A 643-nucleotide genomic window follows, 5' to 3' on the forward strand; every position below is an offset into this window, starting at 1 on the left:
AGCCAGTGGCCGGTGCGGTGCATATAGAATTCACGATAAGCCTGATCTTCAATTAACTTATCAACATTTCCCTGAAGCAAACCGAGTTTGACCAAACCTTCCGTGAGAACCTGCACAGCCGCTTCATGCGGTTGATTCCAGTGGTTTCCAGGTTTGACTGCCTCAATAGCGGCATATTGCGCATCCAGCACAATTTGATACAACTCACGCTGAGCCGGAGTAAATTTGCCATTCACCGGGAAGGTTCGAGTGATATCTGCGGCATAACATTGATATTCGGCACCGGCATCAATTAATAACAGATCATTGTTTTTCAATTTACTGTTATTTTCGATGTAATGCAGAATACAGCCGTTTTCACCGCCACCGACAATAGAAGGGTAGGCCGGACTGCGGCAGCCATGTTTCATAAACTCATGAATCAGTTCCGCTTCGACTTCATATTCGAACTTACCCGGTTCGGTAAACTGCATCGCCCGGATATGTGCTTTGGCTGACGCTTCAGCCGCGTAGCGCATGCTCTTGATTTCCTGGCTGCTCTTAAACAGACGTAACTCATTGAGGCAATGTTCCAGTTCGATGATTTCAGTAGGAGAGTGTTTGCCTGAGCGGGAGGCCTGGCGAAGATGATTTAGCCAACCTA

At 47.4% G+C, this 643-nt stretch carries 1 protein-coding gene; it reads right to left on the bottom strand.

Annotated features, from left to right (window positions below):
• A partial coding sequence (locus tag B3182_RS08030; RefSeq protein ID WP_292752281.1) for a M24 family metallopeptidase occupies positions 1–643 on the bottom strand: 643 nt, incomplete at both ends.

Source organism: Methylophaga sp. UBA4204 (assembly GCF_002379485.1).
Lineage (GTDB): Bacteria > Pseudomonadota > Gammaproteobacteria > Nitrosococcales > Methylophagaceae > Methylophaga.